This window comes from Stenotrophomonas sp. P5_B8 (genome assembly GCF_054049855.1).
On sequence record NZ_JBFULO010000289.1, the window covers coordinates 1 to 4,905 of the forward strand.

Annotated in this window: 2 protein-coding genes; both read left to right on the forward strand. The window is 65.5% G+C overall.

Annotated features, from left to right (window positions below; all coding sequences use genetic code 11):
• Positions 1-2,242, forward strand: a 2,242-nt coding sequence (locus ACXJKH_RS14615) for a TonB-dependent receptor (RefSeq protein WP_457320318.1), incomplete at its 5' end; no start/stop codon positions are given.
• Positions 2,243-2,336: 94 nt separating this feature from the next.
• A complete protein-coding gene (locus ACXJKH_RS14620) occupies positions 2,337-4,673 on the forward strand; it encodes a family 20 glycosylhydrolase (protein ID WP_457320320.1) in 2,337 nt (778 codons plus the stop codon).
• Positions 4,674-4,905 lie beyond the last annotated feature (232 nt).

Here is a 4,905-nt window from a genome sequence, read left to right on the forward strand (position 1 = left end):
CGATTACACCCTGCTGTCGCCGCTGATCCTGGGCCGCATGGAAGTCATCAAGTCCTCCGAAGCGCGCCTGACCGAAGGCAGCCTGGGCGGCACCATCCTGATGCACACCCGCCAGCCGCTGGACATGCGCGCCAACGAAGTGGCCGCCTCGGTGGGCTACAGCTACAGCGACCAGGCCAGCAAGGGCAAGCCGAACGCCTCGGCGATCTACAGCTGGAAGAACAACGACGAAACCTTCGGCGTGAACGTCGCCGCGCAGCATTATGAAGAGCGCGTGGATCGCCAGGGCATGGAAGTGTTCGGCTACGCCAAGGCGTCCACCTTCACCAATGCGCCGGGCGTGGACCCGAACGCGGACGTGCCCAACTCGGTCAACGCCGCGTGGTTCCAGCAGGACCGCAAGCGCGACAGCGCCGTGGTCAACCTGCAGTTCAAGCCGAGCGAGGAACTCGAGTTCAACCTGAGCGGCCTGTACATCAAGGAAAACTTCGACAACTACAACCAGTCGATGTACTCCTTCCTGACCTGGAACCCGGGTACCGTCGGTGCGGTCAACCAGCTCGGCGACGTGCGCAACGGCGTGGTCAACAGCGGCCACTCCAACGCCAGCGCGACGGCCAACAGCGGCACGGTGATCTACGACAACAACGTGCGCGAATCCGAAGTGACCACCAAGGGCCTGGACCTGCGTGGCGCCTGGAAGGGCGATGGCTGGGGCATCAGCGGCCAGGTGGGCCAGAGCAAGTCCGAGAACAAGGACCTGGCCCAGTACTTCATCGAACCGTTCTACAACGGCGGCTTCAGCTGGAACCTGGACAAGGGCATCACCTTCGACAACGCCGAGGCCGCGCGCAACCCGGCCAACTGGGGTTCGGCCGGTGGCTGGTTCGGCAACAACGGCATCTTCTCCACCGACAGCAAGGACACCTACGCACAGCTGGACTTCAACGTGCAGTTCGACAGCATCTTCAACCAGCTGCAGTTCGGCGTGCGCCACGGCAAGCATGAAGAGAGCTTCGACCTGAACGTATATGGCGGCGTGCGTCCGGGCACCCTGGCCGACGTGGGCACCATCGGGCTGACCGACATCCAGGGCTTCAGCGACGGCCACGGCCGCCACGTGCAGGTTGGCCGCGACAACGTGCTGAACTGGGTCAAGGGCAGCCCGCTGGATTACGCCAACCCCGATCCGGCCAGCTACCTCAACAACAGCTGGGCACTGGAACAGACCAACAACGCGGCCTACGCGCAGTTGAACTTCTCCAACGGCCCGGTGCGCGGCAACGTCGGCGTGCGTTATGTCGATTCCAAGACCGCAGGCAGCGGCTTCGTCTACGGCGGCACGCCGACCCTGACCGACCTGGACAGCAAGTGGCAGACCCAGACCAGGAAGGAAGATTTCCTGCTGCCGTCGGTCAACCTGGTCTATGACACCTCCAGCGACTGGGTGTTCCGCTTCGGCGCGAGCAAGGTCATTGCCTGGGCGCCGTACAACCAGATGGTGAACAACACCTTCCTCAACGACACCACGCTCACCGGCAGTGGCGGCAATGCGGCACTGTCCCCGTACGAGTCCTGGAACTACAACCTGTCGGCCGAGTACTACTTCGCCCCGCAGTCGGTGGTGGCCTGGTCGCTGTTCTACAAGAAGATCGACAACTACATCGACACCAGCGCGGTCACCGAGCGCCAGTACAACTCGATCCGCGACACCTCGCCGGCCACCTGGGCCAACATCGTAGGCACCAACGGCTGCGCCGCCGACGGCTACTGCGACTACAGCATCCAGCGTCCGCGCAATGCCGGTAGCGGCCACATCAAGGGCTTCAACATCAGCTTCCAGCAGCCCTTCGGTGAAAGCGGCTTCGGCCTGACGGCGAACTACACCTACGCCAACGGCGAGAACAACTCCGGTGATCCGCTGCCGTACCAGTCGCGCAACTCGATCGCGCTCAGCCCGTACTTCGAAAAGGGCCCGATCAATGCACGCCTGACCTACAACTGGCGTGACAGCTACCTGGCCGGCGGCTACGTCGCAGGCTCGGCACCGGCCAGCGTGGACGACTACGCCGAGCTCGGCGCCAGCTTCGGCTACACCTTCACCGAGAACTGGTCGCTGACGCTGGACGCGCAGAACCTGCTCAACGAAGAGTATTTCCAGTACCTCGGCGACAAGGACCACCTGGCCTCGCGCTATAAGAGCGGCCGCCGCTACATGGCTACGGTGCACTTCAAGTTCTGATTGCCATAGCACTATGCTGCACACCTGAAACGGGCCCGGATCTCCGGGCCCGTTTTCACAGGTGGAACCCGATTCGCAACACAGGAATGACCCGATGCATACCCGCACCCGTCGTACCTCGCTGTCACTGCTCTCCTTCGCATTGGCCCTGTCCCTGGCACCGCTCGCGCAGGCCGCCGATGCCCCGGCCACTGCTGGCCCCCGCGCCATGGCCGGCCCACTGCCGTTGATGCCGGCGCCGGCCAAGGTCGAACGCCTCGACGGCAGCGGCTTCAGCGCGGTCGCCGGCACCCCGGTGTGGGCCAAGGGCGAGGCCGCGCAACGCGTGGCTACCCAGTTCACTACGTTGCTGCACGACAGCGGCGGCCCGGTGCTGAACGTGGCCGGCACGCGCGGCGGCAACGGCATCCACTTCGTGTTGAACCGCACGCTCAAGACCGGCGCCGAAGGCTACCAGCTGCGCTCGGGCCGCGACGGCGTGACCGTGCAGGCAGCTACCGAGGCCGGCCTGTTCTACGGTGCAGCCACCCTGTCGCAACTGCTCAGTGGCGGCAGCAACGGCGTCCTGCCGGCGCTGCGCATCGACGATGCACCGCGTTTCAGCTGGCGTGGCCTGATGCTCGATTCGGCGCGCCACTTCCAGAGCCTGGACGAGATCAAGCGCGTGCTCGACGCGATGGCCGAACAGAAGCTCAATACCTTCCACTGGCATCTCACCGATGACCAGGGCTGGCGCATGGAGATCAAGCGCTATCCCAAACTGACCGGGATCGGCAGCTGTCGTATTCCGGCCGGCGATGGTGGCCGCGATCCRGTCACCGGCGCCGAACGCCCGTATTGCGGCTTCTATACCCAGGACCAGATCCGCGACGTGATCGCCTATGCCGCCGCCCGGCATATCCAGGTGATCCCGGAAATCGACGTGCCCGGCCACGCCACCGCCGCGATCGCCGCCTATCCCGAACTGGGCACGCTGTACACGCCGCTGAAGCCGCTCAGCGAATGGGGCGTGTTCCCCAACCTGTTCAACACCGAGGAAAGCACCTTCACCTTCCTGGAAAACGTGCTGGAAGAAGTGATCACCCTGTTCCCGGCCAGGTACGTGCACGTCGGCGGCGACGAGGCCGTCAAGGACCAGTGGGAAGCCTCGGCACGCGTGCAGGCGCGCATGCGCGAGGTTGGCGCAGGCAATGAAATGGAGATGCAGAGCCACCTCATCAAACGCCTGGAGACCTTCCTGGAGCAGCACGACCGGCGCCTGATCGGCTGGGATGAAATCCTTGAAGGCGGGTTGCCGCCGGAGGCCACGGTGATGTCCTGGCGCGGCACCGAAGGCGGCCTGAAAGCCGCCAGCGAAGGCCACGACGTGGTGATGTCGCCGGTCACCGATATGTACATGGACTACCTGCAGACCCACTCGCCCAACGAACCGCCGGGCCGCCCGCTGTCCACGCCGCTGGGGCGCGTGTATGGCTTCGAGCCGGTGCCCGAGGCGTTGGCCAAGGACAAGCAGCAGCATATCCTCGGCCTGCAGGCCAACATGTTCACCGAGCACACGCGCAGCTACGCGCGCCTGCAGCACAACCTGTTCCCGCGTTTGGCCGCCGTGGCCGAAACCGGCTGGTCGCCGCGCGAGCGCCGCGACTACGCCGATTTCCTGGCACGCCTGCCGAGCCAGCTGCAGCGCTGGCAGGCCATGGGCATCGCCTACGCGCAGACGCCGCTGCAGGTGGAACTGGACAGCCATGACGACCGCAAGGCCGGCACCGCCACGCTGGCACTGCGCACGCCGCTGGGCTATGACATCCACTACAGCACCGATGGCAGCGCGGTCACCGCGCAGTCGCCGCGCTACACCACGCCGCTGACCCAGCCGTTGCCGATCACCCTGCAGGCGGCCACGTTCTTCGACGGCAAGGCATTGGCCAGCGCGGCCAGTCGCTTCGACATCACCGCCACGTCGCTGCTGAGCCGCAGCGACGAGCAGCTGGCGATGTGCCCGGGCGAAGGCAAGCTGCTGCTGCGGCTGGAAGACGATGGCCCGGCCGATGGCCCGCGCGCGATCTTCAACGTCAATATCTTCAACCCGTGCTGGTTGTGGAAGGACGCCGATGTCGACGGCATCGCCAAAGTGCGCGTGCGTGCCGGCCAGATTCCGTATTACTTCCAGCTGGCGCACGACGAACCGCAGCGGAAGTTCAGCCCCGCACGCAGTGCGCATGGCGAGATGGACGTGCTCAACGGAACCTGCGATGGCACGCCGCTGGCGACGGTGAAGCTGCCCGCCAAGCCCGGTACGGATGGGTTCATCACGTTGGAAGCCGCGCTGCCGCGGTCGGTGAAGGGGACGCAGGATCTGTGCGTGCGCTTTACCGGGGATACGCGGCCGACGATGTGGGTGCTGGATGCGTTGACGCTGGTGCCGCGCTGAGGTTGCCGGCCAGCGGCCGGCATTACCGGTCTTGCGTTGCCTGGTTGCCGGCCAGCGGCCGGCATTACCGGTCTTGCGTTGCCTGGTTGCCGGCCATGGGCCGGCATTACCGGTCTGGCGTTGCCTGGTTGCCGGCCAGCGGCCGGCACTACCGGTCTTGCGTCGCTTGGTTGCCGGCCAGCGGCCGGCACTACCGGTCTTGCGTCGCTTGGTTGCCGGCCAGCGGCCGGCA